Origin of the sequence: Bradyrhizobium sp. 6(2017) (genome assembly GCF_011058295.2) — a bacterium.
GTDB lineage: Bacteria > Pseudomonadota > Alphaproteobacteria > Rhizobiales > Xanthobacteraceae > Bradyrhizobium > Bradyrhizobium septentrionale.
Map to the genome: position 1 here is coordinate 9172877 of NZ_CP049289.2, position 25224 is coordinate 9198100.

Annotated in this window: 34 protein-coding genes and 1 riboswitch; of the genes, 8 read left to right on the plus strand and 26 right to left on the minus strand. The window is 64.3% G+C overall.

What is annotated here, in order from left to right; all coding sequences use genetic code 11:
• Nucleotides 1-3: 3 nt before the first annotated feature.
• Together G6P99_RS43565 and G6P99_RS43570 are read left to right on the plus strand one after the other, a co-directional pair.
• Nucleotides 4-375, plus strand: coding sequence for a DUF883 family protein (locus G6P99_RS43565; protein ID WP_029077716.1), 372 nt, complete (start codon nt 4-6; stop codon nt 373-375).
• A 134-nt stretch (nt 376-509) separates the two neighbouring features.
• Nucleotides 510-947 carry a hypothetical protein gene (locus tag G6P99_RS43570; RefSeq protein ID WP_029077717.1) on the plus strand — a complete coding sequence of 146 codons (438 nt, stop codon included), beginning with the start codon at nt 510-512 and terminating at the stop codon, nt 945-947.
• Between the two features lie 180 nt (nt 948-1127).
• On the opposite strand, the gene G6P99_RS43575 is transcribed toward G6P99_RS43570, so the two are convergent.
• The 10 genes from G6P99_RS43575 to G6P99_RS43620 form a co-directional block, all read right to left on the minus strand.
• Nucleotides 1128-1520 (minus strand): hypothetical protein, encoded by a 393-nt coding sequence (locus G6P99_RS43575; RefSeq protein ID WP_165126498.1) that lies wholly within the window; start codon nt 1518-1520, stop codon nt 1128-1130.
• A gap of 339 nt (nt 1521-1859) precedes the next feature.
• Nucleotides 1860-2033 carry a hypothetical protein gene (locus G6P99_RS43580; RefSeq protein WP_165126501.1) on the minus strand — a complete coding sequence of 58 codons (174 nt, stop codon included), beginning with the start codon at nt 2031-2033 and terminating at the stop codon, nt 1860-1862.
• Nucleotides 2034-2166: 133 nt separating this feature from the next.
• The gene (locus G6P99_RS43585; protein WP_029077719.1) at nt 2167-2352 is read right to left on the minus strand and encodes a hypothetical protein; all 186 of its coding nucleotides are present in this window, start codon (nt 2350-2352) and stop codon (nt 2167-2169) included.
• Nucleotides 2353-2432: 80 nt separating this feature from the next.
• Nucleotides 2433-3359: a DMT family transporter gene (locus G6P99_RS43590; protein WP_029077720.1), complete on the minus strand. Its 927-nt coding sequence runs from the start codon at nt 3357-3359 to the stop codon at nt 2433-2435.
• A gap of 79 nt (nt 3360-3438) precedes the next feature.
• A complete protein-coding gene (locus G6P99_RS43595) occupies nt 3439-4119 on the minus strand; it encodes a transglutaminase-like domain-containing protein (RefSeq protein ID WP_029077721.1) in 681 nt (226 codons plus the stop codon).
• A gap of 30 nt (nt 4120-4149) precedes the next feature.
• On the minus strand, nt 4150-4410 hold the full coding sequence (locus G6P99_RS43600) for a hypothetical protein (RefSeq protein ID WP_035975804.1): 261 nt from the start codon (nt 4408-4410) through the stop codon (nt 4150-4152).
• A gap of 132 nt (nt 4411-4542) precedes the next feature.
• Entirely contained in the window at nt 4543-4929 is a 387-nt protein-coding gene (gene crcB, locus G6P99_RS43605; protein WP_029077722.1) for a fluoride efflux transporter CrcB, read from the minus strand.
• Nucleotides 4926-5099, minus strand: a complete 174-nt coding sequence (locus G6P99_RS43610; RefSeq protein WP_165123012.1) for a hypothetical protein — start codon at nt 5097-5099, stop codon at nt 4926-4928. The genes crcB and G6P99_RS43610 overlap by 4 nt, the downstream gene beginning before the upstream one ends.
• Before the next feature lie 72 nt (nt 5100-5171).
• Nucleotides 5172-5232: riboswitch (Fluoride riboswitch) on the minus strand.
• A gap of 60 nt (nt 5233-5292) precedes the next feature.
• Nucleotides 5293-5484 (minus strand): hypothetical protein, encoded by a 192-nt coding sequence (locus G6P99_RS43615; protein WP_035975807.1) that lies wholly within the window; start codon nt 5482-5484, stop codon nt 5293-5295.
• The gene (locus G6P99_RS43620) at nt 5453-5626 is read right to left on the minus strand and encodes a hypothetical protein (RefSeq protein WP_165126504.1); all 174 of its coding nucleotides are present in this window, start codon (nt 5624-5626) and stop codon (nt 5453-5455) included. The genes G6P99_RS43615 and G6P99_RS43620 overlap by 32 nt, the downstream gene beginning before the upstream one ends.
• A gap of 178 nt (nt 5627-5804) precedes the next feature.
• Between G6P99_RS43620 and G6P99_RS43625 the strand changes: the two genes are divergently transcribed.
• Nucleotides 5805-6047 (plus strand): hypothetical protein, encoded by a 243-nt coding sequence (locus tag G6P99_RS43625; RefSeq protein ID WP_029077723.1) that lies wholly within the window; start codon nt 5805-5807, stop codon nt 6045-6047.
• A 30-nt stretch (nt 6048-6077) separates the two neighbouring features.
• Here the strand turns inward: G6P99_RS43625 and G6P99_RS43630 are convergent, their stop codons facing one another.
• The 3 genes from G6P99_RS43630 to G6P99_RS43640 form a co-directional block, all read right to left on the minus strand.
• Nucleotides 6078-6218: a hypothetical protein gene (locus G6P99_RS43630; protein ID WP_156928304.1), complete on the minus strand. Its 141-nt coding sequence runs from the start codon at nt 6216-6218 to the stop codon at nt 6078-6080.
• 60 nt (nt 6219-6278) lie between these two features.
• Nucleotides 6279-7160, minus strand: a complete 882-nt coding sequence (locus tag G6P99_RS43635; RefSeq protein WP_029077724.1) for a DMT family transporter — start codon at nt 7158-7160, stop codon at nt 6279-6281.
• A 106-nt stretch (nt 7161-7266) separates the two neighbouring features.
• Nucleotides 7267-7992: a TetR/AcrR family transcriptional regulator gene (locus G6P99_RS43640; protein ID WP_029077725.1), complete on the minus strand. Its 726-nt coding sequence runs from the start codon at nt 7990-7992 to the stop codon at nt 7267-7269.
• Between the two features lie 112 nt (nt 7993-8104).
• Between G6P99_RS43640 and G6P99_RS43645 the strand changes: the two genes are divergently transcribed.
• Nucleotides 8105-9316, plus strand: a complete 1212-nt coding sequence (locus tag G6P99_RS43645; protein ID WP_029077726.1) for a cytochrome P450 — start codon at nt 8105-8107, stop codon at nt 9314-9316.
• 66 nt (nt 9317-9382) lie between these two features.
• On the opposite strand, the gene G6P99_RS43650 is transcribed toward G6P99_RS43645, so the two are convergent.
• The gene (locus G6P99_RS43650) at nt 9383-10192 is read right to left on the minus strand and encodes a response regulator (protein ID WP_029077727.1); all 810 of its coding nucleotides are present in this window, start codon (nt 10190-10192) and stop codon (nt 9383-9385) included.
• A 267-nt stretch (nt 10193-10459) separates the two neighbouring features.
• On the opposite strand from G6P99_RS43650, the gene G6P99_RS43655 reads away from it, so the two are divergent.
• Both G6P99_RS43655 and G6P99_RS43660 read left to right on the plus strand, forming a co-directional pair.
• A complete protein-coding gene (locus G6P99_RS43655; RefSeq protein ID WP_029077728.1) occupies nt 10460-10666 on the plus strand; it encodes a NepR family anti-sigma factor in 207 nt (68 codons plus the stop codon).
• Nucleotides 10666-11214, plus strand: a complete 549-nt coding sequence (locus G6P99_RS43660) for a sigma-70 family RNA polymerase sigma factor (protein ID WP_029077729.1) — start codon at nt 10666-10668, stop codon at nt 11212-11214. The genes G6P99_RS43655 and G6P99_RS43660 overlap by 1 nt, the downstream gene beginning before the upstream one ends.
• Nucleotides 11215-11323: 109 nt before the next feature.
• Here the strand turns inward: G6P99_RS43660 and G6P99_RS43665 are convergent, their stop codons facing one another.
• Nucleotides 11324-14236, minus strand: coding sequence for an EAL domain-containing protein (locus G6P99_RS43665; protein WP_051345935.1), 2913 nt, complete (start codon nt 14234-14236; stop codon nt 11324-11326).
• A gap of 219 nt (nt 14237-14455) precedes the next feature.
• Here G6P99_RS43665 and G6P99_RS43670 point away from each other — a divergent pair, with 219 nt between their 5' ends.
• The gene (locus G6P99_RS43670; RefSeq protein ID WP_029077731.1) at nt 14456-14821 is read left to right on the plus strand and encodes a methylamine utilization protein; all 366 of its coding nucleotides are present in this window, start codon (nt 14456-14458) and stop codon (nt 14819-14821) included.
• 22 nt (nt 14822-14843) lie between these two features.
• Here the strand turns inward: G6P99_RS43670 and G6P99_RS43675 are convergent, their stop codons facing one another.
• Nucleotides 14844-15827, minus strand: a complete 984-nt coding sequence (locus tag G6P99_RS43675) for a hypothetical protein (RefSeq protein WP_029077732.1) — start codon at nt 15825-15827, stop codon at nt 14844-14846.
• A 338-nt stretch (nt 15828-16165) separates the two neighbouring features.
• On the opposite strand from G6P99_RS43675, the gene G6P99_RS43680 reads away from it, so the two are divergent.
• The gene (locus G6P99_RS43680) at nt 16166-16306 is read left to right on the plus strand and encodes a hypothetical protein (RefSeq protein ID WP_165123014.1); all 141 of its coding nucleotides are present in this window, start codon (nt 16166-16168) and stop codon (nt 16304-16306) included.
• A 46-nt stretch (nt 16307-16352) separates the two neighbouring features.
• Here G6P99_RS43680 and G6P99_RS43685 read toward each other — a convergent pair whose 3' ends face one another.
• From G6P99_RS43685 to G6P99_RS43730, 10 genes are all read right to left on the minus strand, one after another.
• Nucleotides 16353-17381: a cytochrome-c peroxidase gene (locus tag G6P99_RS43685; protein ID WP_029077733.1), complete on the minus strand. Its 1029-nt coding sequence runs from the start codon at nt 17379-17381 to the stop codon at nt 16353-16355.
• Between the two features lie 182 nt (nt 17382-17563).
• Nucleotides 17564-19225, minus strand: coding sequence for a CHASE domain-containing protein (locus G6P99_RS43690; RefSeq protein ID WP_029077734.1), 1662 nt, complete (start codon nt 19223-19225; stop codon nt 17564-17566).
• A 425-nt stretch (nt 19226-19650) separates the two neighbouring features.
• The gene (gene ureG, locus G6P99_RS43695; RefSeq protein ID WP_029077735.1) at nt 19651-20310 is read right to left on the minus strand and encodes an urease accessory protein UreG; all 660 of its coding nucleotides are present in this window, start codon (nt 20308-20310) and stop codon (nt 19651-19653) included.
• 184 nt (nt 20311-20494) lie between these two features.
• Entirely contained in the window at nt 20495-21232 is a 738-nt protein-coding gene (locus G6P99_RS43700) for an urease accessory protein UreF (RefSeq protein WP_029077736.1), read from the minus strand.
• Nucleotides 21213-21875 (minus strand): urease accessory protein UreE, encoded by a 663-nt coding sequence (ureE, locus tag G6P99_RS43705; RefSeq protein ID WP_084518230.1) that lies wholly within the window; start codon nt 21873-21875, stop codon nt 21213-21215. Before ureE ends, G6P99_RS43700 begins: the two co-directional genes overlap by 20 nt.
• A 7-nt stretch (nt 21876-21882) precedes the next feature.
• Nucleotides 21883-22182: a putative quinol monooxygenase gene (locus G6P99_RS43710; RefSeq protein WP_029077737.1), complete on the minus strand. Its 300-nt coding sequence runs from the start codon at nt 22180-22182 to the stop codon at nt 21883-21885.
• A gap of 27 nt (nt 22183-22209) precedes the next feature.
• Nucleotides 22210-22509 (minus strand): putative quinol monooxygenase, encoded by a 300-nt coding sequence (locus G6P99_RS43715; RefSeq protein ID WP_029077738.1) that lies wholly within the window; start codon nt 22507-22509, stop codon nt 22210-22212.
• Between the two features lie 49 nt (nt 22510-22558).
• Nucleotides 22559-24274 carry an urease subunit alpha gene (gene ureC, locus G6P99_RS43720; protein ID WP_165126507.1) on the minus strand — a complete coding sequence of 572 codons (1716 nt, stop codon included), beginning with the start codon at nt 24272-24274 and terminating at the stop codon, nt 22559-22561.
• A gap of 1 nt (nt 24275) precedes the next feature.
• Nucleotides 24276-24830, minus strand: coding sequence for an HD domain-containing protein (locus tag G6P99_RS43725; protein WP_029077740.1), 555 nt, complete (start codon nt 24828-24830; stop codon nt 24276-24278).
• A 5-nt stretch (nt 24831-24835) separates the two neighbouring features.
• A complete protein-coding gene (locus tag G6P99_RS43730) occupies nt 24836-25141 on the minus strand; it encodes an urease subunit beta (protein ID WP_029077741.1) in 306 nt (101 codons plus the stop codon).
• Nucleotides 25142-25224 lie beyond the last annotated feature (83 nt).

Here is a 25224-nt window from a genome sequence, read left to right on the forward strand (position 1 = left end):
TCGATGTCGAGCACGGACAACGCATTTGGGATCAAGAACATGACGGACAAAGCGACCTACGAACGCCTGGAAAAGGATGTCACCGCCGTGAAGAACGATATCGCAGCCCTCACCGAACAAATCACTGACGCGCTCAACTCGTTCGCCAACAACGCGGGCAAGCAGGCGCGCCGCCACTACAAGGATGCGCGCGCCAATGCGGAATCGACGCTCGACGACATGTCGGAGCGCGGCAGCGCGATGATGGGCGCGGCGCAGGACGCGGCCTCTTCGATCGAGGAATCGCTAGAAGACATGATCACGCAGCGGCCGCTGGCGACCGTCGGCCTGGCGCTCGGTCTCGGCTTTCTGATCGGCGTCGCCTGGCGCCGCTAACGGATCTTCTCGAATGAGGCCTGTGGAGGCGGTCATCCGCAAACCTCCCCTCTGGACGCGATGGCAGCGCTGGCGCGCCGCCGCCTCGTTTGTCGATGCGCTTTTCAAGGCGAGATTGAAGGCAAGGTTTGGCAATGCTTCAGCGGCTGATCAATGACGTCAAGGAATCCACCGGCAGCGCGTTGCGCCTGACGTCGCTTGCCGCCGCTGCCGCGATCGCGCTGTCCATCACCATCGCCTTCCTTTGCGCGGCCGCCTTTGTCTTCGTACTGCAGCACTACGGCCCGGTGGAGGCGTGCCTGTCCGGCGCCGCAGTGTTCCTGGTCGTCACGCTGGTCGCCGCCAGCGTTTACATCGTGCGTAAGCGCGAGGCACGCCAGCGTGCGGAGAAGGCGGCAAAGGCAGCCGCGGCCAATGTGTTTGCCGACCCTGTTGTGGTCGCCACCGGCCTGCAGATCATCCGGGCGATCGGCGTGAAGCGGTTGATCCCGATCCTGGCGGTCGGTGGCCTCGCGCTCGGCCTGATGGCCAGCCGCAGCGCCGCCGCTAGCGGTCAGCCGGAGGAGGAGTGACGCCTCGTACGGGAACAACCGGTGTCATCGCCCGGCTTGACCGGGCGATCCAGTACGCCGCAGCCCATCGGCTCAATCACGACTGCCTCTGGAATACTGGATCGCCCGGTCAAGCCGGGCGATGACAGCTGTGCCTGTTGAGATCGCGGAGCTTCTAGTTGAGATCGCGGAGCACCGTTCTCAGGTCACGCAGCGGCCGGGCTGCAGCAGCTTGGCCACTTCGGTCAAAACGCTAACCACGGGCTCACAAGCCACCTTGCGGGTGTCGCCGGGCCGGGCCCGGGCGGGCGCTGTGGGGCGATTGCGAGCCTCTTCCCGCGCCACGGGAACGCGGACCAGCACCGACGTCTCGGGAAGCCGATCGACCTTCAGCGCGACGGTCCTGCTCGGCAGGCCGCTTGATGGAACCGCGGCGCGGTCGGTCTTGGCGGTGCGATTGACCGCGCTCTCCGGCGCCAGTGCGGTGGTGACCTTCTGAGTTCCAATGAGATCGTGGCCGGATGCGAGCTGCACCGCGCCAAGCGTCAATCCGCCCGCCAACGCAGCGAAAATTCCCTTTTGAATCTTTGGCATGGTGATGTCCCTCGCCCCATGGAAGTTTCCCTTGGCGATCACGGACACAACGCGAGCGGAACCTGTGGAGTTCTCGCGTCCGGCCATCACTTAACCGTGTACGAAAATATTTTCACGCGCAGGGAACGAGTCCGGGGGTTCGCGAGTCATTGCAAGAGCCGGTTATTCCCCCTGCCCCATTGACCGGCGACGTAGGGCGCGACCGTGGTGATGCCGGTCGCGCCCTGCTCTTTTTTGCGGTGAGCTGCGGACGGGGCGTCAGCCAGCATTTCACTCACCGGTTGCATTTGGAGTGAGGCGCCGAGGGCTGATCCCCTCACTGGCGAGAGGACCGCCTGACTAGGCGTTGTCGTTTGCCGGCATGTCCTGGGAACGAACGACCGTCACTTCACGGCAGGACAGGCAACGACCGACGTGAAACTTGATTCCCGTCGTCTGGTCGTCGACGAGCATCAGCTCGCTCAGGGGCTCGCCGCATTTGCAGGTCACCGTCTTGCTGTCGGCAAAATACATCGGACGTCCCTCCATGGGCTGGAGATTTCATCTCGTCATTGGGGCGAACTCGATTGCCCCTTCAGATCGCTTCCACTCCTTTTCGGCCGGTAACGTCCGGGCAATCCGGACAATGGGGGTGACGTTCCCAGATTTATTTTGAAGCAGCTTGCGTCTTCGTCTGGAACTGCGCGGCTTCGCGCGCCTGCCGCTCGGCCTTGAGCCGCTTGAAATTCTCGTAAAAAGCCTTCTCGCTGGCGCGATGCTCCTTTATCGCCTCCGACGCCTCTTGCTGACGCAACTCGTTGCGGGCCTTCCGCTGCTGGGGAGTCAAATTCATATGGCCTCCAACTAAGCTCTTGAATCAACGCTGGATTCAACGCACGAGGCCGGAAAAGGTTGCACTGGAGGGAACTGGCTCTACTTGCGCAGGCTGGCCCAGACGCCGCCGAGAATCAAAAGGCCGCCGATCAAATGGATCAGCTTCGGTGGCTCGCCGAGGATGATCCACGACAACAGCGCGCTGGCGATCGGCGCGACGTAGAGCACGAGCGACGTCCGCACCGAGCCGAACCTTGCGCCGAGCCAGGCAAAGCCGGCATAGGCGATCAGGCCGGGCACGAGGCCGGCGAAGACATAGGCCTCGAACGCCCTGGCGTTGAAGACCTCCGCCGGCGTGGCCCACATCTCCCGGAGCGCCGGCGGCAGCGAGCACAGCGCGCCGGCCGCCGAGAACAGGCTGACCCGCGCCAGCAGCGAGGCGCGCGACGCGACGCGCGACTGCATCAGCGTGTAGCCGGACCAGCCGAGCATCGCGACCACCACCAGCAGATCGCCCCAGGCCGCGCTCGACTGCGTCAGCGTTTCCAGATGGCCGCCGGAGACGATCAACAGCGCGCCGGCCAGCGCGAGCCCGGTGCCGAGCCATTGCAGCGGCCCGATATGCTCGATGCCGAGCGCGGCCGAAATCAGCAGCACCATGATCGGCGACAGCGCGAAGATCAGCGCGATATGGATTGCGGTCGTCGTGATGCCCGCGATGTAGACCGGGCCGCCGCACAGGAACATGCCGAGGAAGCCCGCGGCGAAGATCGGCCAGAGATTCTGTGCCAGCGGGATCTTGCCGTCCCTGACAGCCGCGATCGCAAACGGCGCCAGCCCGATCGCGATGATGCTCCAGCGAAAGAAGGCCAGCGAGAACGGCGGCACCGAGCCGGCAAGGCCGCGCGCCAGCACCTGGTTGGAGGCCTGCCCGACCGCGACCAGGATGAAGCCGGTCAGCGCGACCGCGTCCTCCCAGCCCGTGGCCGGACGGCCGACCGGAGCTTTCGGCAACTCCGCATCCATGACACCGCCCCCTCAGCCGGCACAATCGACGAAGACAAATCCCGTCAGCGCAGCCGCCCGCCGCGGCGCGCGCACAGCCTCACTGCTCCGCCGCTTCCCGCTCCATGTCGCGGCTGGACATGTCTTCACCCTGCATGTTGGCGTAGTCGCGCGCCATCTCGCGCATCAGGAATTTGGCGGGAACGTCGTGATACGTGCCGTGGTCGTTGACATACTGCATGTAGGCGCGCCCGGCGCCGTCGAAGGGATGCAGCAGCGCATCGGAATGGCCGTCGAAATCGAGCGGCTTGACGCCGAGCTTGGCGCACAGCGTGTCGTTGAAGGTCGGGGTCGCCTTGCGCCAGGCGCCGTCGACGAACACTTCGGTGAAGCCGTGCCAAGTGAACAGGTCCGAGCCCATGCTCTGTCGCAGCTTCTCGGTGGTCAGGTGGTTGCGGACATCAGCGAAGCCGACCCGGGCCGGGATGCCGTGGACCCGGCAGGCCGCCGCATAGAGCGCCGCCTTGCCGACGCAATAGCCGTTGCCGGCGGCGAGCACGCTGGAGGCGCGGAAGCTCTCCGGCGAGCGCATGCTGACATAGGGATTGTAGCGGATGCCGTCGCGCACCGCGGTGTAGAGCCGGCTCGCTCTTTCGCGCGCGCTGGCGTCAGCCGGCACGGCGGCGCGGGCGAACGCTGCGACGGCAGGATGGTCGCTGTCGACATATTCGCCTGCAACAGTGTAGAGGCGGCTGATCGTATCGGGAAGATGCTCGGTCATGGCGCGAGCTTAGCAAGCCATTTGCGCAGTTCAATGCGGCTCGTGCGGCCCTTCTTGCAGCCCTGCCCCGCTCAGGTCCTGAAGCGTCCGTCCCTGCGGCGGCGAGTAGCTGCGCCGCTTGGCCTTGAAATATTCGCGCGCGAAATGGATGCCGATCCCGATCAGGAACGGCGGGGCAAGCGCGGCAGCGATCATCAAGGCGGTAATCGACTTCGGCGTCAGGATGTCCAGCACCATCGACGCCAGCAGCCACAGCGTGGCAGCAATCACCGCGACGTCGACATGCTTCATCCCCGCTCTTTCCCTTGTCCGCTGACCATCATCCGGGTTCCATACTACCGGCTGGCCCCGGGCGCGCCAAGGATTCCGGGCGGCAGGCAATACCTCCAGCCCTTCACTTTTCTGGAACGGCAGGGCGGCTGGTTAGGCCGCGAACGCCCTGACCAGCAGCAGGCCGCCGAACAGCGCGAGGATCGAGAACGCGACGGAGGCTGCGATGTAGGCGCCGGCCGACCATAACTCGCCCCGCTGCATCAGCACGATGGCATCGAGCGAGAAGGTCGAGAAGGTGGTGAAGCCGCCGCAGATGCCGACGGTGAGAAACACCCGCGTCGCCTGGCTGACATTCCAGCTCAACGCGAAGGATTCCGCGAAGACGCCGATCAGGAACGAGCCCACGATATTGATCACCAGCGTGCCCCAGGGAAATTCCGTGCCGACCAGGCGCCCCGCGCCGATCGCCACCAGATAGCGCGCGACCGACCCCAGCGAGCCGCCGATCGCGACCGCCGCCAACAATTGAACGTTCAATGCCTCACCTTTCCGCCCCGCCACTCGACGATGCCTGCCACAAGCCCGACAACGAAGGTCGCGGCGACCAGCTCGCCCGGCGCGCCGACCAACAGGGCGACGACGCCGACGAGCCAGATCGACCCGACCAGCGACAATGCGATTGAGAGTGACCCAGGAAGACCCGTCATGCTCTGCCCCTTCTCGTTCGCGGGGGGCGCGTAGCGGGTCGGCGGTGGCGCATGCTCCTACCGACGCTCTCGCGCCCGGTAGGAGTCATCAGCCTTGCGGCGGTTATCGGGGGACTCCATCCCCATCAACGTGGGAATGGTAGGCGAGCGGCGCGGCGGGAGCAAGTAACCATCCCGCCGCTTCGCTGTTGGTTCACTCGCTCATCGACAGCATCGCGTTCAGCTCGACGGCGGTCCGCAGCTGCTCGATGCGCGCAGCAACCTGCTCGCGTTCGGCGCCGCGCGGCAGCTGCGCGAGCCGGCTTTCAAGCCGCACCCGGTGCTCGTCGAGGCGCTGCTCGAAGGTGTGGGGTTCAGATCGCTTCCGCTTCTGAATCGTCTTCATCACTCACCCTTGGCGGTTGCAGACCGGGACTGTTGGCCCAGCGGTCCAGTTGATCGATGACCTGTGCGTGGCTCGGACGCCGCGGTTCAGGGGCTTCCGGCTCCTCGGATAGCTTGCGGGGCAATTTGACGTGGTTGGTCATGGCATCACTCCCGCGAGACAACGGAGAGGCCCCCGGATCGTTCCTCAATCTTTTGTCTAAGTCATTGATATCACTTGATAAACATACTCAATTGATGTTTTTTTAGGGGCTTGAGGAACCCGCCGCAACTTGGTTCGTTTAGCAAATTACTCAACTAACTAATTCTGGGCGATTTGCGATGAATGAGCTTCGCGCTGAACGTCTTCAAGTCATGTTGTCACCCGAGGAATTGGCTGCCCTCGACGATTTCCGATTCAAGCACCGCATGCCGACCCGTGCTGCGGCGGTTCGCGAGCTGCTCAAGCTCGGTCTGGCCGGCAACGGCATCGATGGGGGAGCCGGGGTCAAATCGAGCGAGTATGGGGTGTTTAATCGGGGGCCGGACGGGCACACCCAAGGGGACGCACCGCAAGAGGAATAGCGGCGCGTTGGCGCGCAGGACTGTCGCGGCTCAAGCCGCGACGAAGAGGTCCACAATCCCCTTCAGGATCGAGACCACGAGCGCCGACGAGAACATCGCCGTGCCGAGATCCGCGAGATAAAGCAGCTGCGCCTTCTGCTCCGCATCAAGCCGCGCGATTGCCTTTCGCATGGCCAAGCTCCCTTTTGGGGAGAACGCGCCTCGCGAACGTCGGTTCCGTCCGCCGTGCGCTCAGGCCCGCTGCAGCGCCAGCGTCACGCCGCCGAGCGTCAGCGCCATGGCGCCGATCTCGCGCAGGCCCAAGGGCTCACCGAGGATGATCGCCGCCGACACCACGCCGATGACAGGTACCAGCAGCATGCCGGTCGACGCCGATGTCGGCGGCAGGCGGCGCAGCGTCTCGAACCAGGTGAGGTAGCAGATGCCCATCGGCATCAGCGTCATGTAGGCGAAGCAGCCGAGGCCGAACGGCGTGATCGCGGCGTAGTTCGGGTGCTCGAAGAGAATGCCGAGCAACAGCATCACGAGACAGCCGATGCCGACCTGCCAGGCGACCACCGCGAGCGGCGGCATCGGCAGCGGCTTGCGGTTCAGCACATTGCCGAGCGCAAAGAGGATGGCGCAGGCGAGCGCCAGCGCAATTCCGGTGAGCTTGCCGGCGCTGAAGGCAAAGCCATTGCCGCCAAGCAATAGTGCAACGCCGGCGACGCCGAGCACCAGCGCGGCGAGGTCCCGCAAGGTCGGACGGCTGTGCAGCACCGGCCAGGCGAACAGCATCGCCCAGATCGGCATCGTGTAGGCCAACAGCGCGCCCTCGCCGACGGTGACGAATTTCATCGCGATGGTGCCAAAGCCCATCCAGGCGAAGACATTGGTGAAGGAGGCGAACAACAGCCGCGGGATCGCCTCGCGCGGCACGGTCAGCGACTGGCCGCGGGCCAGCGCCAGCGTGCCCAGGATCACCGCCGCGCAGGTGCCGGCGAGCCCGCGGGCGAACAGCGGCGGCCATTGCTGCAGCAACAGCTTCATCAGCGGCCAGTTCAGGGCCCAGCCGAACGCCGTGATGACCAGGCAGAGAAAACCGACTGTTCTGTCGCGTTGAGTCGTGTCCATGGGCCGCGCTTAGCAGGCAGACAGGCGTGATTCCACAGCGCATTGCGCATGCCGGGGCGCGTGGCACGCGAGAACGATCCAGCGTGTACCTTCGAATACCACTTGGTCAGGCGAAGGAGCCGATCGTGATCCGCGGCCAGCCCTCGCTTTTCCGCGCGGCGGCAAGCTTGCTCGCCCAGGCATCGATCAGGCTCGCGATCAGGAGGCGGCCGGTGCCGCGCATGTCGGGCAGTTTCATGGTAGGCGTGCCGAGCGTAAGTGCGACCACGCCATGCACAGCCGCAAGCAGCGCAGTCGCCAGCCGCTGCGGAAGGCCCGACGGCGGTTCGGCGCCATGTGCCGCCAGGAATTCCCGCACCGACGTGACGAACAGCTCGTAGCTGCGGCGCGCGATCTCGGTCTCGCCGAAATAGACGCCGTCGGGAAAGCGGCGGTCCTCGACCGTTCCCGACATCGAGAACAGCGAACGGAAGTGATCGGGATTGTCGGCCCAATAGTCGAGATAGGTTTCCATCACGCGCCGCAGCCTGAGATCGCTGTCGGCGGTCTGCGCGCGGACCCGTTGGAGCTGTTCGGCCACCGCCTCGAGGTTCTGTTGCTTCACAGCGAGCAGCAGCAGCAGCTTGGTCGGATAATATTTGAGGACGGTGCCCTTGGAGTAGCCGATCGCGTCGGCGATCTTCTGGATCGAGACGGTCTCGAGCGTGCCGGCGGCGAATTCCTTGCGCGCGGTATCGAGGATCAGCGCCTTCAACGCCTCCTTGTCGGCCTCCTGCCGTGCCCGGCGCTGAAAGCGCCGCCCGCCTTTGCTGGATCGCTCCTCGATCGACATCGCCGTTTCCTAGAGCCTTTTCCGTTCCGATGGAATCGAAACGAGGCTCCCCTTGCCATAGCCGAGTTAATTGACTATGGTCAATTAATTGATCATAAGACGGGAGGATGCAATGAGCGCCCTTGCGAGCCCCCTCGCCGGCGAGGTTGTCCGCAGCGATTTCGATCCGTTCAGCCCTGCGACGCGGGCCGATCCCTACGGCACCTACGCGGAGCTGCGCGCCGCGGCGCCGGTCATTCGCCTGACCAAATACGACATCTGGGCGGTGCCGCGCTTTGCCGAGGTCAAGACGATCTTCGGAGACCATCTCAACTTCAGCAACGCCGGCGGCGCCGGGCTTGCCAACCACTTCAAGGAAAAGCCGTGGCGGCCGCCGAGCATCGTGCTGGAAGCCGATCCGCCGCTGCACACCCGGACCCGCGCGGTGCTGGCGCGCATCCTCTCGCCCGGCGCAATGCGTCGGCTCGCGGATGACTTCAAGGCGATGGCGGCACGGCTGGTCGACGGGCTGGTCGCGCGCGGATCGTTCGACGCGATCAAGGACATCGCCGAGGTATTTCCGGTCAGCGTGTTTCCCGACGCGCTCGGCATCGACCAGGAAGGCCGCGAGAATTTCCTGACCTATGGCGCGATGGTGTTCGCCGGCTTCGGACCCGAGAACGACTATTTTCGCGACCTGATGAAAGAAGCGCCCCGCGTGCTGCCCTGGGTCGCGGCACGCTGTCAGCGCGAGGCGCTGCGCCCGGGCAGCTTTGGCGCGCAGGTCTACGAGGCGGCCGACGCCGGCGAGATCAGCGCGGAGGAAGCGCCGCTGCTGGTGCGTTCGCTGCTCTCGGCCGGGCTCGACACCACGATCAGCGCGATCGGCATGGCGCTGTACACGCTCGCGCGCCATCCCGATCAATGGGCGCTACTCGCGGCCGATCCGTCGCTGTCGCGCGCGGCGTTCGACGAGACGCTGCGCTTCGATTCACCGGCGCCGTTCGTGTTCCGCACCACGCCGCATGACACCGAGATCGCAGGCGTTGGGATCGGCAAGCACGAGAAGGTGCTCCTGCGGCTCGCCTCCGCCAACCGCGACGAGACGCGCTGGGAGCATGCCGACCAGTTCGACGTCAGACGGCGGTTGTCCGGGCACATGGGGTTCGGCGTCGGCATCCACGGCTGCGTCGGGCAGATGGTGGCGCGGCTGGAGGCGGAGGCCGTGATCGCAGCGCTCGCGGCCCGCGTTAAGCAGTTCGACATTGCGGGCCCCACAGCCTTCCGCGACAGCTCGGGCCTGCGGGCGCTCAGCGCGATGCCGGTCCGCGTCACACCGAAATAGCAGGCCACCCTAGAAAAATCCGGCGCACCTTGCGATGCGCCGGATCAGTCGACCAGCTTCAGAACTTCATGCCGACGCCGCGCGCGGTGTACGGTTGCGCGAGTTGCGCTGGAAGAACAGCGCCTGGCTCGCCACCGCCGACACCATGGCCGGCTGGAACGGCTTCGAGATCAGGAATGCCGGCTCCGGCCGCTCGCCGGTCAGGAAGCGTTCGGGATAGGCGGTGATGAACACCACCGGCACCTCGAAGGTCCGCAGCAGCTCGTTCACCGCATCGAGGCCCGACGAGCCGTCGGCGAGCTGGATGTCGGCGAGGATCAGGCCCGGCTTCTTGTTCTTGGCGAGCGCAACCGCATCGGAGTGCGTGCGCGCGACGCCGATCACGTTGTGACCGAGATTCTTCACCAGGCTCTCGAGGTCCATGGCGATGAAGGTCTCGTCCTCGATGATCAGAACGTCGGTGGCGATCTCGGCGGCCATCTCGCGGCCGGCGGCATCGGTGAGCTTGCGCGTCTCGGCGATGTCGGTGCCTAGAATGTAGCCGACCTCCTCCTCCGAAAAGCCCTCCAGCGACAGCAGCAGGAAGGCCTGGCGGGGCAGCGGCGTGATGTTGGAAAGCCGGCGCTCCGGCGGCAGCGACAGCGTCGCCACGTCGGCATTGTCATTGTTCACCGACACTGAATTCCAGATCTGGGTGAACAGCCGAAACAGGCCGGCGCGCGGGCCGTGCGCCTGGTCCAGCAACGATCCGTCCTGCAACAAGGCCTCGAGCATGGCCCCGACATAGGCGTCCCCCGACGCCTGGTTTCCGGTCAGTGCGCGGGCATAGCGGCGCAGCAGCGGAAGGTGTTCGGCAACGATCTGCGATCGGGACATTCCCACTCCATCTTGTTCGTGAGGCCTGCCGGCCTGAAACCCGTTGTCCGGGGGCGGCGCATCCATTTCGAGGCCCCCCCGGTTCCCCTGCATCCCCGATTACGCGTGAACGACGAAAAAGTTCCACGAAATAGTTCCAGCCTTCCGGAACTTTCTGCGCAACTTTGCATTAGCTCGTGACCGACGAGGCAACGCGGCCAGCCTCTAATTTCGAGGAAACATCTTGGAAATCAGAGACTTAACTCCCGGGGAAGCGTGGATCACATCATGAAGGAAGTAAAGAAGCAGGGCGGTCTCAACGCCGAGATTCAATCGAGAATCGGCCACCAGCTTCGCGCCATGTACGACGACGTGGTGCGACAGGGGGTGCCCGACCGCTTTGCGGAGCTGATCCGCAAACTCGACGGACCCGAGGCTGCCGCGGCGGCCGTCGCCGGGGGTGGTGATACCGACAAGAACAATGGAGGGGACTAATGCCTCTCACGAATGAACTTCGCGACGACATTCTTGCGTCGGTCCCGAGCCTGCGCGCGTTCGCGATCTCGCTGTCCGGTAATGGTGACCGCGCCGACGATCTGGTGCAGGAGACCCTGCTGCGCGCGATCGCCAATATCGACTCGTTCCAGCCTGGCTCGAACCTGCCCGCGTGGCTGTTCACCATCCTTCGCAACCTGTTTCGCTCCGACTACCGGAAGCGGCGGCGCGAGGTGGAGGACGCCGAGGGCAACTATGCCAAGACGCTGAAGAGCCAGCCGTCGCAGACCGCTCACCTGGAGTTCGAGGAATTCCGCACCGCACTCGAAAAGCTGCCGCAGGACCAGCGCGAGGCACTGATCCTGGTCGGCGCCTCCGGCTTCTCCTACGAGGATGCCGCGGCGATCTGCGGCTGTGCGGTCGGCACCATCAAGAGCCGCGTCAACCGTGCGCGATCGAAGCTGAGTGCGCTGCTCTATGTCGATAGCGCCGAGGATTTCGGCCCCGACAACACCGTGCGCGCCGTGATCGGCGGCAATGGCGGCTGAACGCGACCGATGTTAAATGCGAAAAGGCGGCCCTGATCGGGCCGCCTTTTTGGTTGGGAATCAACAAGATCACGTTCGCGCGACCGGCAGACGCCTCCTCTTCGCAGCGTTAGCTCGCCATCGCCTTCTCGACAGCGGCCGGCTTGAAGCCGTTTCTCAATTCGAGGATCTTGGCCGCGATTTCGGTCACCGGGACCGGATGGCTGAACAGGAAGCCCTGGGCCTCGTTGCAACCTTCCGCCCGCATGTGGTTCAACTGCTCGACGGTCTCGATGCCCTCGGCGATCGTGGTCATGCCAAGGCTTTTGCCGAGGCTGATGACGGCACGGACGATCGACTTCGATCCATGCGTCGCCGTCGCGTCGCGCACGAAGGATTTGTCGATCTTGAGCTTGTCGAAGGGAAAACTTCGCAGATAGCTCAGCGATGAATAGCCGGTGCCGAAATCGTCGAGCGCAATGCGCAGCCCCTGCGCCTTCAGCTTGTGCAGCGTGGCAAGGGTCTCGTTGCTGTTGGCGAGGAAGACGGACTCGGTGATTTCGAGCTCCAGCCGGCGCGGCGACAATTTTGACGCCGCGAGCGCGTTGACAACAACGTCGATGAAGTCGGGGTCGCGAAACTGGACCGCCGAGACGTTGACCGCGAGCTTCATCTCGCTGGGCCAGGTGACGGCCTGCTCGCAGGCACGATTGAGCACCCATTCTCCCAGCGGGCAGATCAGCCCGATCTCTTCCGCGATCGGGATGAACTGGTCGGGTGGCACCAGTCCGCGCTTCGGGTGATGCCAGCGCAGCAGCGCCTCGAAGCCGCAGATGCGGTCGAGATTGAGATCGTAAAGCGGCTGGTAGAACAGCGAGAACTCGTCCTTGACCATCGCCTCGCGAAGGTCGAGCTCGAGCGCCCGGCGCCGCTGCAGACTGGCGTCCATCGCGGGTTCGAAAAATCGCCAGGTGCCCCGGCCTTCCATCTTGGCACGGTACAGCGCGACGTCGGCGTTCTTCTGAAGCTTCTCGCCGGTGGTGCCGTCGCCCGGCGACATCGAGATGCCGACGCTACATCCGACGATGACGCGATGCCCGTTCAGTTCGTACGGGGCGCCGACGCATTCGACGATGCGGCGAGCGAGGCGCTCGGCCTCGTCTCCGCCCTGGACGCCGCATTGAATGACCGCGAACTCGTCGCCGCCCAAACGCGCGACGGTGTCGACCTCACGGACGCAGGCGTTGAGCCGGTCCGCGACCGCACAGAGCAGTTCGTCGCCGACCGGATGCCCTAGCGTGTCGTTGACCTGCTTGAAATTGTCGAGGTCGAGGCAGAACACCGCGAAGCCAAATCCACGGCCGACCTGAGCAACCGCCAGCTCGATCCGTTCGGCCAGCAGCGTACGGTTCGGCAGCTTGGTCAGGGCATCGTGCCGGGCCATGAACGCGATCTGCGACTCGGCGCGTTGTTGTTCGGTGACGTCCTCGCAGGTGACGAGCCAGCCGCCGTCGGAGGTCGGCCGTTGCGCGATGGCGATGATCCGTCCATCGCTGAGATGCTGCAGATAGTTGCCGCCCTCCTGCTGGCCCATCGATCGCTCGCGCTCGGCCAGCAGGTCGGCGACGGTGCGATCGCCATGATTGCCGGCGGCGATGCTGAGGTCGAGCACGTCCTCCATGGTCATGCCGGGAACGACGAGCTCCGGCGAAATATCGAAGATCTCGCAGAACCGGCGATTGGCGACCTGCAGCCGCGCTTCGCTGTTGTAGAGGCACAAGCCTTGCGACATATGCGTGAGCGCCGCATCGAGCCGCAGATTGGTTTCATGCAGCTCTGCCTTCTGCTGCTTCAGCGCGGAGATGTCGCTGTAGACGAGGACGACGCCGCCCTCCTGCGTCTCGCTCCGGCTGACGCGCAGCCAGCGTCCGTCGGACAGCTGCGCTTCGCTCGCGAAACCGTCGATGTCACCTTCGGTCGGAGCGAGCTCGGGAGCCTCCAGTCGATCCGATTGCAGCAGCTGCGGCGAGAGACGGATGAATTCGCTGGCGCGCGAGTTGGCCAGGGCAATCTGGCCGTCCGCATCGAGCAGCACGACGCCTTCACGCGACGTTTCGAGCGCATCCGAAAGCCGCGCCTGCGCGGAGCGACGTTGCGACACCTCCTGATCGACCATCCGCCTGATGTTGTCGCGCATCGTTTCCATGGCGGTCAGCAGGATGCCCAGTTCGTCGGTGCCGCCCTTGGGGACGGTCGCATCGAGGTCGCCGCCGGCGATGCTGCGCGCGGCGCGGGATGCAATGGCGACCGGTCCGATGATGCGGCGCGCCAGCAACCATGAAAACAGTGCCGACAGGAATAGCGCGACGGTCAGCCCGGCCACGTTGAGCTGCAGGTCACGCTTGATGGTCGAGAGCGCCTTCTGCCGGAACAGGAAGCCGTCACCAGCCGTATAGTTGACCAGCAGCTCGACCTGCTGGCCGACGATCTTGGAATAGCGATCGACGTCGCCGACCGAGGTGCCCGATGCATGCGGATCGGACGCCGGGTTTGCCTCCAGCGACGAGCCGACCGCGCGGCGATGCAGTTCCATCCAGGCGTCGGCGGCTTCCTGAACCTTGGCGGCGGCCTGCGCAGCCCGCGAGGACTGCGACCGATCGGCGGCGATCGTCAGGTCTTCCGAGAGCGTCCTGGCGAGCTTTTCGATCTGGCTGTCGAGGCTCGCACGGATCTCCGGGTCCGACGTCATCAGACGCTGCGACGAGGCGACCCGCATCGCGGCGAAATCCGCGCCGGCCGCGCGGGCGTAGTTGATCGACATCAGGGATTCGTCGAACGTCTTGGCCACCAGATCGCCGGCGTGGCGGATGCCTAGGATGGAGTATCCGCCGAGCGCGACGGCAATGGCGCTCATCGCAAGGCAGAAGATCAGAATCTGGGCGCGGATCGAGCCCGTCGTCAGCGCAAAGCGCGACAGGCGGCCGGTTGCGTACCGAAGCGCCGCACTGCTCTTCACCTTGAGATTGCCCAAGAGGCTATCCATGCCCGCGTTTCGCCGTAGTGCTCGGTACTCAAGCTACGCAGAAACGCGCAGCGCATGCGGAAAATGACTGTCTGCTCAAAATTGCCTTAGTAGTGACTGGAACTCATGCTGAAATCGTTAAGATCAGCTGGCGATAATCACCCTCACAGGTAATCCCTGAGGCGACTTTTGCAGCCTTGGGTAGCGGTATCCGGTGGTCGAGGTTCAGGCGGGGGTCTCATGCAGTCAGGCTTGTTGCGCGGCTTGCGCCTCGGCCAGTTCAGCCGTGTGCCATTTGTGGCCGCGATTGTCACGGGAGTGCTCACCGGAGCCGCTTTGGGTGCAGCCCCTTACGTCATTTCGCAGAAGGATCGTGAATTCAAACCCGCGGAAATCTCGATCAAGCGGGGCGAGGTTTTACGGTTCGTTAACGATGACGGCGAGCTGTTGCATCACGCTTATTTGAGCACCGAGGCGTTCAGCTTCGACTCCGGCGACCAGCAGCCGGGCAGCAAATTCGACGTCACCTTTTCGGTACCCGGCGACTACACCGTGTTGTGCGGCATTCATCCGAAGATGAAGCTCGCCGTCCACGTCGCCAAATAGCCAGGCTCAAACCGCGACGATCTTACAGGACCGAGGTCTTGAAGATCGCGGCATGGCCGAAATAGTAGACGAACAGCGTCAGAGACAGCGCGGCACAGAGCGCGACCGGGGCGAGCCACGCCGGGCGACGATCGCGTTGCAGGACCTTGTTGTCGGCCACGATCGCAAACAGGACGGCGATGATCGCCGAATGTCCGATCGTGTCGATCTTGCCGAATTCGAAGCACGCGCTGACAAACATCCCGGCGAGCACGGCGGCGGCGCAGCGCCGGATCAACGGCGTCCAGATCAAGGCGAAGGCGAGCGTGAATTCCACCATGCCCGCGGCGCGCATGTAGAACTCATTGTCGAAGCCGAGGGTCATCGACGCATGCTCGATCAGGAGCGGGAAGCTCCACTCCGGATAGGCCCATTTCTCGATCGAAGCCCACATCAACGTCACTGCCGCGGCGTACCGCATCACGTCGATCGGCCGGATTCCGAACAGATCCTTGTTCAGCCCGACCAGCGCGAAATAGGCGGCAACGCCTAGAAAGATCGGGTAATCGGCGAGATGGAAGACGCCGTAGCCCTGGACGCCGATTCCGAACAGGATCGCCATCCCGGCGGCCGACAGCGGCATCGTGCGTCGCGACAGCATGCCGGCGGCGATACCGAGTTGCAGCGCGCCGACCAGCGGTGACGACGTCTTCAACTCGGGGGTCAGCAGGATGCCGCCGACGGCCCAGATCGAGATGAAGAAGAACGCGCAGACCGCACGCATCATCAACTCGGTGTGCAGCCGCAATCCCGCGGTGACGCGGTCGAGCACCCGGATCGTCGCATCTCCCAGCGACGTCGGCTCGATCACGCAGCCCGCAAACAGCCAGAAGACGGCGATGCCGAGCAGCAGTTCAAAGTCGAGGCAAAGGACATTCTCGAGTCCGCGCGGCTGGCCGGCGACGTCGTAGGCACAGAACCATTTGACATGCGCCTCGGCACTGCGCGCGGCTACGACACAAAACAAAACCGCTGCAAGGCACGTGGCAGAAAAGGAGCGCACGGCCGATCCGGCATCTCGCGCCCATCCACTAAACATTGAACCAACCGCCCACACACACACACACGCTTAAGGACTTGTTTAACTTATATCAAATTTTAAGCTTTGCGCCTGCCCCGGACAGCCGCTGGTTGCATTGTGGTTAATTGCGACGGACCAGCCCAGCCCGTCCCTTTGTGCAGTCTTTACAGCCGGTTCCCTCAAATTTTAGCTAATTCCGGCACGGGAGCTCAATTCAACTGTCGTACTGAAATCCGGACAAATCGGTTCGGGAGGCCGGTACAATGTTCGGAGCGTTGAGTGTCGTGAGTATCGGGGTGGGCTCGGCCCTCGCCTACCTGACCAAATCGTATCCTTCGCGCGTGGAGACGCTGGAGACCTGCGCGGGTGCCTTCCTGATCGTCGGACTTGGCCTCCTGGGGGCTGCGCTGCCGCACCTGGCCTGAGCGAGTCCTGTTCTCGACAGCCTTGTTCTCAACAGCCCTGCCGCGGTCATCGCGGCAGCTTGGGCACCCCGGGCACCGGTGGATTGGTGGCGGTCAACGTTTCAAGAAAGGCGATGAGATCCTTCTTCTCGGCTGCCGTCAGCGACAGCGGCTTGATGTCGGGCGATCGGCTCGGCCGTTCGATCCCGCCCTTGTTGTACAGCTCAATGACATCTTCCAGCGTCGCGACCGATCCGTCGTGCATGTAGGGCGCGCGGCGCGCGACGTCGCGCAAGGTCGGGGTCTTGAACGCATATTTCAGCTTCGCCGACGTCGGAAAGAAACGGCCGCGCCCGATGTCATGCCCCTTGGCGGTGCCGATATCCTGAAACGATCCGTCGGAGAAGGACGGGCCGCTGTGGCAGGCCGAGCAACGCGCCTTGCCGTTGAACAGCTCAAAGCCGTGCTGGGCTGATGCACCGATCGCGCTATTGTCGCCCTTGATCCAGCGGTCGAACGGCGCCTCGCCAGCAATGATGGAGCGCTCGAAGGTCGCCAGCGACTGCTCGATCCTCGGCCGTGTGATCGCACCGTCGCCGAACGCGCGGCCGAACGCATCGACATAACCAGGGATCGCCGCAAGGCGCGCGATCAATTCCGGCTCGGTCATGTTCAGGTTCATGGGAGACAGGATCGGGCCGAATGCCACGGATTCGAGATCCTTGAACTTGCCGTCCCATCCGAGGGGCTCGAAAAAGGCCACGTCGATCAGCGTCGGCGAGCGGATCGGCAGGCCTTTCGGGTCCTCACCGATGGCGCGCGGCAGGCCGTCGCCCCAAGACAGGCTTGGCCTGTGGCAGCTCGCGCAGGAGTGCGTCTTCGACCGCGACAGCAGCGGATCGAAGAACAGCATCTGCCCAAGCGCGGATTTCGCCTCCGAATAGGGATTGCTGCTCGGGAAGGGAACGACCTCCGGCCGGCGATAGCTGGTACGAATTGTCGCAGGGTCGCCGGGCGCCGTCGCCGGGGTCAGCGCAAGCGACAGCCCTACCGGCAAAACTGCCACAAGCAAGGTCAGGCTGACCCAAAGCCTCATCGGGGTCCTCAGACGGTATCCTGCCCGGTATATGCCGAAGCATGTTCAACGAAGTTTTAACAATCGGTTGCGGGTTAGTACGGATGACCGGCGCCGGTCACGAATGATGCCGGCGCTTCGCGCGCGCTTGACTTCGATCAATCCGGGCAGCGGCAGAGTATCACAACCTGAGGCAGCAGCTGCTACTTCTTCACCGGGCGCACCGGCGCTGAGATCTGCTCGGTGCGGTCGCGCTCGGTCATGTCGACCACGGTGTCCATCGGCGCAGTCAGCTCGTAGACATAGGAGACGTCGGTGAAGTAGCGCTTCGCGGTGCCGCCGAGCGCCTCCGGCGCGACACGGTCGAGCAGGATCAGGCCGAAATCGCTGTCCGCGCGCCGCGTCGCCTGGCTGGTGTTGAACTCCTCCCAGCGAAAATTGAAGACCGCGTCCTCGCCGTCGCCGACCACCTCCCAATTGGCGACGATGTGCGGATGCTTGCCGACCAGCGACAGGCCTTCGTCGGAGTGCGAGGCGAGCTCGAAGAACAACAGCGACAGCGATTGCGCGGCGCGCGCGCTCACCGTGATGTCGGGTCCGTTCACCGCGATCCGGTCGGCATGCGGGATCGAGCGCGATTCGAACAGGCCCTTCAGCTTGACGCCCTGCCACTGGCTCTCGCTGAGCAGCGTGACGACGTTCGACATCGCATGGATGCGCCCGATCAACAGTTCGCGCGCGACGTCGATATCGGCGCCGTGCCGCAGCGTACGGGTCACGATCGACTGGATCACCGCAAGGATGTTCTTGACCCGATGGTTGAGCTCGTCGATGACAGCGGTCAGCCGGCGCTCGAAACCGATCCGGACCTCGATCTCGCGGCTGAGGCGCAGATTGTTGTAGGCGACATAGCCGAACAGGCCGCAGACGATGCCGGTGAGCGCGAGGCCGATCGCCGCGACGATGGTCGCGGTCTGCTGCGCACGCACCGTGGCATTGCTCTTGGCGTAATAGTCGAGCGACCAGTCGCGGCCGCCGAACGTGACCGTGCGGACCATCGACGGCATCGGGCCGTCCTGGCGCACCGCGCGCGAGGTGACGATGCCCTGCTCGTTGGCGGTAAACTCGTCGTTGGAATCGCGCGGATCCTTCAGCGCCACCGCGAACAGCGAGGAATCGTCGTTGGTCAGCATCAGCGACGACAGCTCGTAGGAAAAGGTGATGAAGCCGGCCGGCTCGGATGCGCCCTCCTGGAACACCGGCGCCGCGAGCACGACGCCGACCGGGCCGTTCTGCCGCAGCAGTGGCACCGGGTCCGAGGCCACCGGCTTGGCGTCTGTCATCGCCCGCGCCAGCATCGGACCAACCACCGAATGACGGTCGAAGGCGCGGCCCGGGATGCTCAGGGTTTCGGGATTGCGCGGCTCGACGTCCATCAGCACGTTGATCGGCTTGTCCAGCGCCTTGAGGTCGAGCGCCTGGTCATCGAAATCCCGGATGGTTGGATTGGTGAAGCCGTTGGCCTTGAGCTCGGCCTCCGCCGCGGCCAGTTCGTCCGGCTTGAGCCGCGCGATCCAGGCGGCGAACACGAAATCGGTCTTGAACGCGTAGATCGCCGAGCGCAGCGGCTGCAGCATGTTGGCCTTCACCATCGACGGGGTCCGGAACAGGCCCGAGGCCACCCGCGCCAGCAGCTCGCGCTCGGTCAGCCGGTCCTGCACCAGGCTGGCATGGACGTCGATCGCCCGCGCCAGCGCGATACCGTCGATCGCGAGCTCCTGATCGTGCACCCGATAGGCGGCAAGACCGGAGAGCAGAACTCCGATCAGTGCAATCAAGGCAACGATGAAGCCCAGTCGAACCACACGCTTACTCGGCAATCAGGGGGTGGCGAAAGGGGACGGAAAGCATCTGGCTTCTGCGGGGGCCGCGATAACTCAGGGTGCGAAGAGCGCCAACCGCAAGGGAATATGGAATAGCGATCATCGGTACGCAACAGGAGCCGGTCGGCAACATTAACGACGACGCCACCCGGCGGTCTTTGGCGGCGCCAAAGGTTGCTAATCGTCAAAGTTGGAAATTGTTCCGGCGATTGCGCAGCTTTTTTGCGGCGGCTTGACACCCAGACTACTGCCTCACCGTCATCCTGGGGAGCGCGCAGCGCGTCTCGAAGGATGAACGGCCCGGTCAGCGGGGCCGTGCACCCTTCGAGGCTCGCTACGCGAGCGCCTCAGGGTGACGGTGAAGGACACTAGCGGTCTGCCACAATGATTAACGTCAGCCTGCCTTGTCAGCCCGCCTTCGTACGTGCCTTGGCCACCTTGCCTGCGGCTTGCGACCGAAGGCCGCCCTTGGTCTCGATGAAGCTGATGATGCGGTCGAGGCCGTCGCTCTTCTTCAGATTGGTCATCACGAAGGGCCGCTCGCCGCGCATCCGCCGGGCGTCGGTGTCCATCTTCTCAAGCGACGCACCGACATGGGGCGCGAGGTCGATCTTGTTGATCACGAGGAGGTCGGATCGCGTGATGCCGGGGCCGCCCTTGGAAGGGATCTTGTCGCCGGCGGCAACGTCGATGACGTAGATCGTGAGATCGGCCAATTCCGGCGAGAAGGTCGCCGCCAGATTGTCGCCGCCGGATTCGATCAGCACCAGGTCGAGATCGGGGAATTTGGCCCGCATGTCGGCGACCGCAGCGAGGTTCATCGAGGCGTCCTCGCGGATCGCGGTGTGCGGGCAGCCGCCGGTCTCGACACCGGCGATGCGGTCCGGCGTCAGCGAGCCGGAGCGCACCAGAAACTCGGCGTCCCATTTGGTGTAGATGTCGTTGGTGATCGCGGCGATGTCGTAGCGCTCGCGCATCGACTTGCAGAGCAGGTCCATCAGCGCGGTCTTGCCGGAGCCGACCGGACCACCGACGCCGACCCGCAACGGGCCATGAGAAGTGGGCATGTGAGAAGCTCTCTCTGTTATCGTCGTCCCGGCGCAGGCCGGGACCCATTACCACCGAATTGAATTGTTGCGAGAAGCTGGAGCCCCAGCGTTGCACAACCCCAGAAGCCTGTGGCTATGGGTCCCGGCCTGCGCCGGGACGACGGTTGAGGACGCGGCGCTGGCATTGTGGCTCGATTGCGCATCATGACCGAAACAGCCTCGTATATTGCGTCTCGTGACGCAGGCTGGCGAGATCGGCCCTAAAGGTCGCGCTGCCGAGATCGTCGAGCGAGGCCGCGCTGGCCCGCGCCGCGGTTGCGGCAACGACCTGCTCGAGATCGGCCAGCACGCGCTGGCTGTCGGTCTGGCCTAGCGGGATCAGCCGGCTGCCTGCAGAAATCCAGTTGGAGACGACGGCGTGCAGGAAGGCGTGCAGCGACGGCGCAAGCGGAATGCCATGCGCGGCGCTGACGATGCCGACCGCGACCGGATACACGATCGCGCCATCGCAGGCCGTGATCATCGCGTCGAGGCCGGGTGAATTCCAGGCCGCGCGGGCGATCTCGATGAAGGCGCGTCCCTGCGTCGTGGTCTCGAGCTGCCGTTCGCGCGACGGCACGAAGGCCGCGGCGAGCTCGGCGGTCTCCTTCAACCCGCTGTGGTTGTGCTCCGACGCCGCGCGATGGCTTTGCGCCAGGAATACGGCGTCGCAAAATCCGCTGCCGTCAGCGAGCATCGCCGCGAGCCAGCCGCGCAGCGAGGCGGCGTCGGTGATGTCGCCGGCCTCGACCGCCCATTCGATGCCGCTGGAATAGGCGAACGCCCCCACCGGAAAGGACGGCGACAGCCACGTCATCAGTCGATACAGCGCGGCTGCCTCATCCTCCGTGATTCCGCCGCGCACCGCGGCGGGATCAGGCTCATTTGCGGTCATGAGCATGGGAGTGGTCGTGGTGATGATGAGCATGATCGCAATGCTCATCGTGATGGTGGTGGTCGTGATCATGCGCGTGATCATGGTGATGACCATCATCGTGATGGTGACCATCCCCGTGGTGATGTCCATCACCGTGATGATGATCATGATCGTGCGCATGGCTATGAGCGTGATCGTGCCCGGTATGACCATGCGCGTGCGCGTCGGCATGCGCATGCTCGGCATAGGCGCCACCCTCGGGATCGAACGGCGCCTCGATCTCGATGACACGGGCGCCGAGCCCCTTGACCATCGCCTCGATCACGTGATCGCGACGGATGCGCAGGGCTTTCGGCATGATCTGCGTCGGCAGATGGCGGTTGCCGAGATGCCAGGCGACCCGGATCAGATGATGCGGATCGCTGCCGCGGATTTCCGCGAGCGGCTCGGGAGCCGCGACCACCTCGACAAGGCGGCCGTCCTCCAGCACCAGCGCATCGCCGCCGCGCAACGCGACGGCGTTTTCGAGATCGAGCAGGAATTCGAGCCCGCGCGTCCCGGTCATCGCCATCCGCCGCCGGTGCCGGTCGTCGAAATCGAGCACGACGGTATCGGCCGCCGCTTCCGACCAGCGATGCTGTCCCAGAACCTTGGTTGCGCGGATCATCGATGCCTCAAAGCTTCTCGACCTTGGCGTCGCTGATGATCTCGATCACCGTCGGCCCGGTCTTCATCTGCGCGGAATATTCGCGCCATACCTTCATGTGCGGCGCCCTGGCATGGGCGTTGAGATCCTCGCGGCTCTCCCAGCGCTCGACCACCACATAGAGGTTGGGATCGTTGACGCTGACATTGCCGTCATAGGAGATGCAACCTTTCTCCTTGCGGGTCTCGACCGTGCAGGCCTTGTGGCCCTTGATGAAGTCGTCGCGATTCTCCGGCTTCATCGGCGTGGTGGCGATCACATAGATCATGCTGCTTGTCCCGTTCTTGTTGTTATCTTAGCGGACGTCGACCTTCTCGGGCGTGATCACCTCGATCTTGGGCGGCGCGGCCATGCACTTCACGGCGACACGGCCGAACGTCTTCATGTGCTCGGCTGCGCGATGCGGCACCAGCGCCTCGGCATTCTCCCATTGCTCGACGAACACCATCTTGCTGTGGTCGGTGACGCTCTCGTGCAAATCATAGGCGATGTTGCCGGGCTCCTTGCGGGTTTCCTTGATGCAGGCGGTCGCCGCGGCGATGAATTCGGCGCGGGACTCGGGCTTGATGGTCAGGGTGGCTACGACGTAAATCACGGAAGTTCCTCCCGGTTTTCTGTTATGGCTTTGGATACCGGGAGCGGTTTTAGAACATAAAGTAACGCTGTGCCATGGGCAGCACCTCGGCCGGCGCGCAGGTCAGAAGCTCGCCGTCTGCGCGTACCTCATAGGTCTCGGGGTCGACCTCGATGTTCGGCGTCGCATCGTTGTGGATCATGCTCTTCTTGGAGATTTTCCCGCGGGTGTTCTGCACCGCGTAGAGCTTCTTGCTGATCCCGAGCTTGCGGGCGAGGCCGCCGGTGACCGCGGCCTTCGAGGTGAACACCACCGAGGACGCCGTCAACGCCTTGCCGAAGGCGGCGAACATCGGCTGGTAGTGCACCGGCTGGGGCGTCGGGATCGAGGCGTTGGGATCGCCCATCGGCGCCGCCACGATCGAGCCGCCCTTGATGATGCAGTCCGGCTTGACGCCGAAGAACGCCGGCGACCATAGCACGAGGTCGGCGAGCTTGCCTTTCTCCACCGAACCGATCAGCTTCGACACGCCATGCGCGATTGCGGGGTTGATGGTGTATTTGGCGATGTAGCGCTTGACGCGGAAATTGTCGTTGTCGTTGCCCTTGTCCTGCGGCAGCGCGCCGCGCTGCTTCTTCATCTTGTCGGCGGTCTGCAAGGTGCGGATGATGACCTCGCCCAGCCGGCCCATCGCCTGGGAGTCCGACGACATCATCGAGAGCGCGCCGAGATCGTGCAGGATGTCCTCGGCGGCGATGGTCTCCTTGCGGATCCGGCTTTCGGCGAAGGCGAGGTCCTCGGCGATCGACGGATCGAGGTGATGGCACACCATCAGCATGTCCAAATGCTCGTCGATGGTGTTGCGGGTGAACGGCCTTGTCGGATTGGTCGATGAGGGCAGCACGTTCTTCAGGCCTGCGATCTTGATGATGTCGGGCGCGTGGCCGCCGCCGGCGCCCTCGGTGTGGAAGGCATGGATGGTGCGGCCCTTGAATGCCTTGACCGTATCCTCGACGAAGCCGGATTCGTTCAGCGTGTCCGAGTGCAGCATCACCTGGACGTCGTAATCGTCGGCGACCGACAGGCAGGTGTCGATTGCCGACGGCGTGGTGCCCCAGTCCTCGTGCAGCTTCAGCGCGCAGGCGCCACCCTTGACCATCTCGACCAGCGCCGCCGGGCGCGACGCGTTGCCCTTGCCCGAGATGCCGAGATTGACCGGGAAGGCGTCGAACGACTGGATCATCCGCCCCATGTGCCACGGACCGGGCGTGCAGGTGGTGGCGAAGGTGCCGTGCGACGGGCCGGTGCCGCCACCCAGCATCGAGGTGACGCCGGACATCAGCGCGTGCTCGATCTGCTGCGGGCAGATGAAATGGATATGGCTGTCGAATCCGCCGGCGGTCAGGATCTTGCCCTCGCCTGCGATCACATCGGTGCCGGGCCCGATGATGATGGTCACATTGGGCTGGATGTCCGGATTGCCGGCCTTGCCGATCGCGGCAATCATGCCCTCCTTGATCGCGACGTCGGCCTTCACAATGCCCCAGTGATCGACGATCAGCGCGTTGGTGATGACGGTATCGGCGGCGCCTTGCGCGTTCGTGACCTGCGACTGCCCCATGCCGTCCCGGATCACCTTGCCGCCGCCGAACTTCACCTCCTCGCCGTAGGTGGTGAGATCCTTCTCGACCTCGATGATCAGGTCGGTGTCGGCAAGCCGCACCTTGTCGCCGGTGGTCGGCCCGAACATGTCGGCATAGACGGAACGTTTGATCTTCACGGACATATCAGCCCCCAGTTTCTGCCAGCGCAGCCTTGGCGCGCGCAATGGTGTCGTCAAAAATGCGGTCGAGCCGCGGATTGATCCCCCGGCAACCGGCAACAACCCTGCCGGCCCAGGCCGCATAATCGGCGAGATCGGCGCGCTCATCCTTGCTTGGATGCGGCACGATCCGGGCGCCAATATTGCTGACCTTGTCGGCGGTCTTGATCAGCTTTGCATCGGGCGATTTATGCGGCGCGTCGTCGATCTGCCTTTGCCGGCGCACGGCCTTGGGCAGGCTCATGTCGTCGGTGCATTCGACCACCAGCGAGGCAACACGTTCGCTGAATTTTTGCGCGAGCTCCTCACGCGTGGTCCCGGTATCCTCGATGGTGTCGTGCAGCCAGCCTGCCGCGACCAGTTCGGCATCGGCGCCATCGGTCACCTGCGCCAGCAGGTTTGCGACCTCGGCGAGATGATTGATGTAAGGCTCGCTCCCCCGCCCCTTGCGCGCCATCCCGTTATGACGGCGCGCGGCGAGCTCGGCAGCCTCGGAGACCATGCGGAGCGCGGGCAGCATCGGGCCTAAAGCTTCCCCTTCACCTCGGCGCGGAAGCCGTAGATCACGCGCTTGCCGGCGAGTGCGACGAGCTTGATGTCGCGGGTCTGGCCGGGCTCGAAGCGGACGGCAGTGCCGGCGGCGATGTCGAGGCGCATGCCGCGGGCTTTCTTGCGGTCGAATTTCAGCGCCGGGTTGGTCTCGAAGAAATGGTAGTGCGAGCCGACCTGGATCGGACGGTCGCCGGTGTTGGCGACCGACAGCGTCACGGTCTTGCGGCCGGCATTGAGCTCGATCTCGCCGTCCTTGATGAAGAGTTCGCCGGGGATCATGTCCTTCTCCTCGTCATTCCGGGGCATGCGAAGCATGAACCCGGAATCTCCTTAAACAATCTCTGGATTCCGGGTTCGGCCTT

Coding starts and splice junctions, on each gene's coding strand:
- G6P99_RS43585 (WP_029077719.1), bottom strand. CDS start 2,352: ATGAATTTGACTCCCCAGCAGCGGAAGGCCCGCAACGAGTTGCGTCAG.
- G6P99_RS43685 (WP_029077733.1), bottom strand. CDS start 17,381: ATGAGGCTTTGGGTCAGCCTGACCTTGCTTGTGGCAGTTTTGCCGGTA.
- G6P99_RS43620 (WP_165126504.1), bottom strand. CDS start 5,626: ATGACCAACCACGTCAAATTGCCCCGCAAGCTATCCGAGGAGCCGGAA.
- G6P99_RS43730 (WP_029077741.1), bottom strand. CDS start 25,141: ATGATCCCCGGCGAACTCTTCATCAAGGACGGCGAGATCGAGCTCAAT.
- G6P99_RS43565 (WP_029077716.1), top strand. CDS start 4: ATGTCGAGCACGGACAACGCATTTGGGATCAAGAACATGACGGACAAA.
- G6P99_RS43595 (WP_029077721.1), bottom strand. CDS start 4,119: ATGACCGAGCATCTTCCCGATACGATCAGCCGCCTCTACACTGTTGCA.
- G6P99_RS43710 (WP_029077737.1), bottom strand. CDS start 22,182: ATGATCTATGTGATCGCCACCACGCCGATGAAGCCGGAGAATCGCGAC.
- G6P99_RS43600 (WP_035975804.1), bottom strand. CDS start 4,410: ATGAAGCATGTCGACGTCGCGGTGATTGCTGCCACGCTGTGGCTGCTG.
- ureC (WP_165126507.1), bottom strand. CDS start 24,274: ATGTCCGTGAAGATCAAACGTTCCGTCTATGCCGACATGTTCGGGCCG.
- G6P99_RS43610 (WP_165123012.1), bottom strand. CDS start 5,099: ATGACGGGTCTTCCTGGGTCACTCTCAATCGCATTGTCGCTGGTCGGG.
- G6P99_RS43570 (WP_029077717.1), top strand. CDS start 510: ATGCTTCAGCGGCTGATCAATGACGTCAAGGAATCCACCGGCAGCGCG.
- G6P99_RS43670 (WP_029077731.1), top strand. CDS start 14,456: ATGCAGTCAGGCTTGTTGCGCGGCTTGCGCCTCGGCCAGTTCAGCCGT.
- G6P99_RS43665 (WP_051345935.1), bottom strand. CDS start 14,236: ATGGATAGCCTCTTGGGCAATCTCAAGGTGAAGAGCAGTGCGGCGCTT.
- G6P99_RS43630 (WP_156928304.1), bottom strand. CDS start 6,218: ATGCGAAAGGCAATCGCGCGGCTTGATGCGGAGCAGAAGGCGCAGCTG.
- G6P99_RS43725 (WP_029077740.1), bottom strand. CDS start 24,830: ATGCTGCCCGCGCTCCGCATGGTCTCCGAGGCTGCCGAGCTCGCCGCG.
- G6P99_RS43615 (WP_035975807.1), bottom strand. CDS start 5,484: ATGAAGACGATTCAGAAGCGGAAGCGATCTGAACCCCACACCTTCGAG.
- G6P99_RS43655 (WP_029077728.1), top strand. CDS start 10,460: ATGAAGGAAGTAAAGAAGCAGGGCGGTCTCAACGCCGAGATTCAATCG.
- G6P99_RS43625 (WP_029077723.1), top strand. CDS start 5,805: ATGAATGAGCTTCGCGCTGAACGTCTTCAAGTCATGTTGTCACCCGAG.
- G6P99_RS43635 (WP_029077724.1), bottom strand. CDS start 7,160: ATGGACACGACTCAACGCGACAGAACAGTCGGTTTTCTCTGCCTGGTC.
- G6P99_RS43640 (WP_029077725.1), bottom strand. CDS start 7,992: ATGTCGATCGAGGAGCGATCCAGCAAAGGCGGGCGGCGCTTTCAGCGC.
- G6P99_RS43590 (WP_029077720.1), bottom strand. CDS start 3,359: ATGGATGCGGAGTTGCCGAAAGCTCCGGTCGGCCGTCCGGCCACGGGC.
- ureE (WP_084518230.1), bottom strand. CDS start 21,875: ATGATCCGCGCAACCAAGGTTCTGGGACAGCATCGCTGGTCGGAAGCG.
- ureG (WP_029077735.1), bottom strand. CDS start 20,310: ATGCCCACTTCTCATGGCCCGTTGCGGGTCGGCGTCGGTGGTCCGGTC.
- G6P99_RS43700 (WP_029077736.1), bottom strand. CDS start 21,232: ATGCTCATGACCGCAAATGAGCCTGATCCCGCCGCGGTGCGCGGCGGA.
- G6P99_RS43650 (WP_029077727.1), bottom strand. CDS start 10,192: ATGTCCCGATCGCAGATCGTTGCCGAACACCTTCCGCTGCTGCGCCGC.
- G6P99_RS43575 (WP_165126498.1), bottom strand. CDS start 1,520: ATGCCAAAGATTCAAAAGGGAATTTTCGCTGCGTTGGCGGGCGGATTG.
- G6P99_RS43580 (WP_165126501.1), bottom strand. CDS start 2,033: ATGTATTTTGCCGACAGCAAGACGGTGACCTGCAAATGCGGCGAGCCC.
- G6P99_RS43660 (WP_029077729.1), top strand. CDS start 10,666: ATGCCTCTCACGAATGAACTTCGCGACGACATTCTTGCGTCGGTCCCG.
- G6P99_RS43645 (WP_029077726.1), top strand. CDS start 8,105: ATGAGCGCCCTTGCGAGCCCCCTCGCCGGCGAGGTTGTCCGCAGCGAT.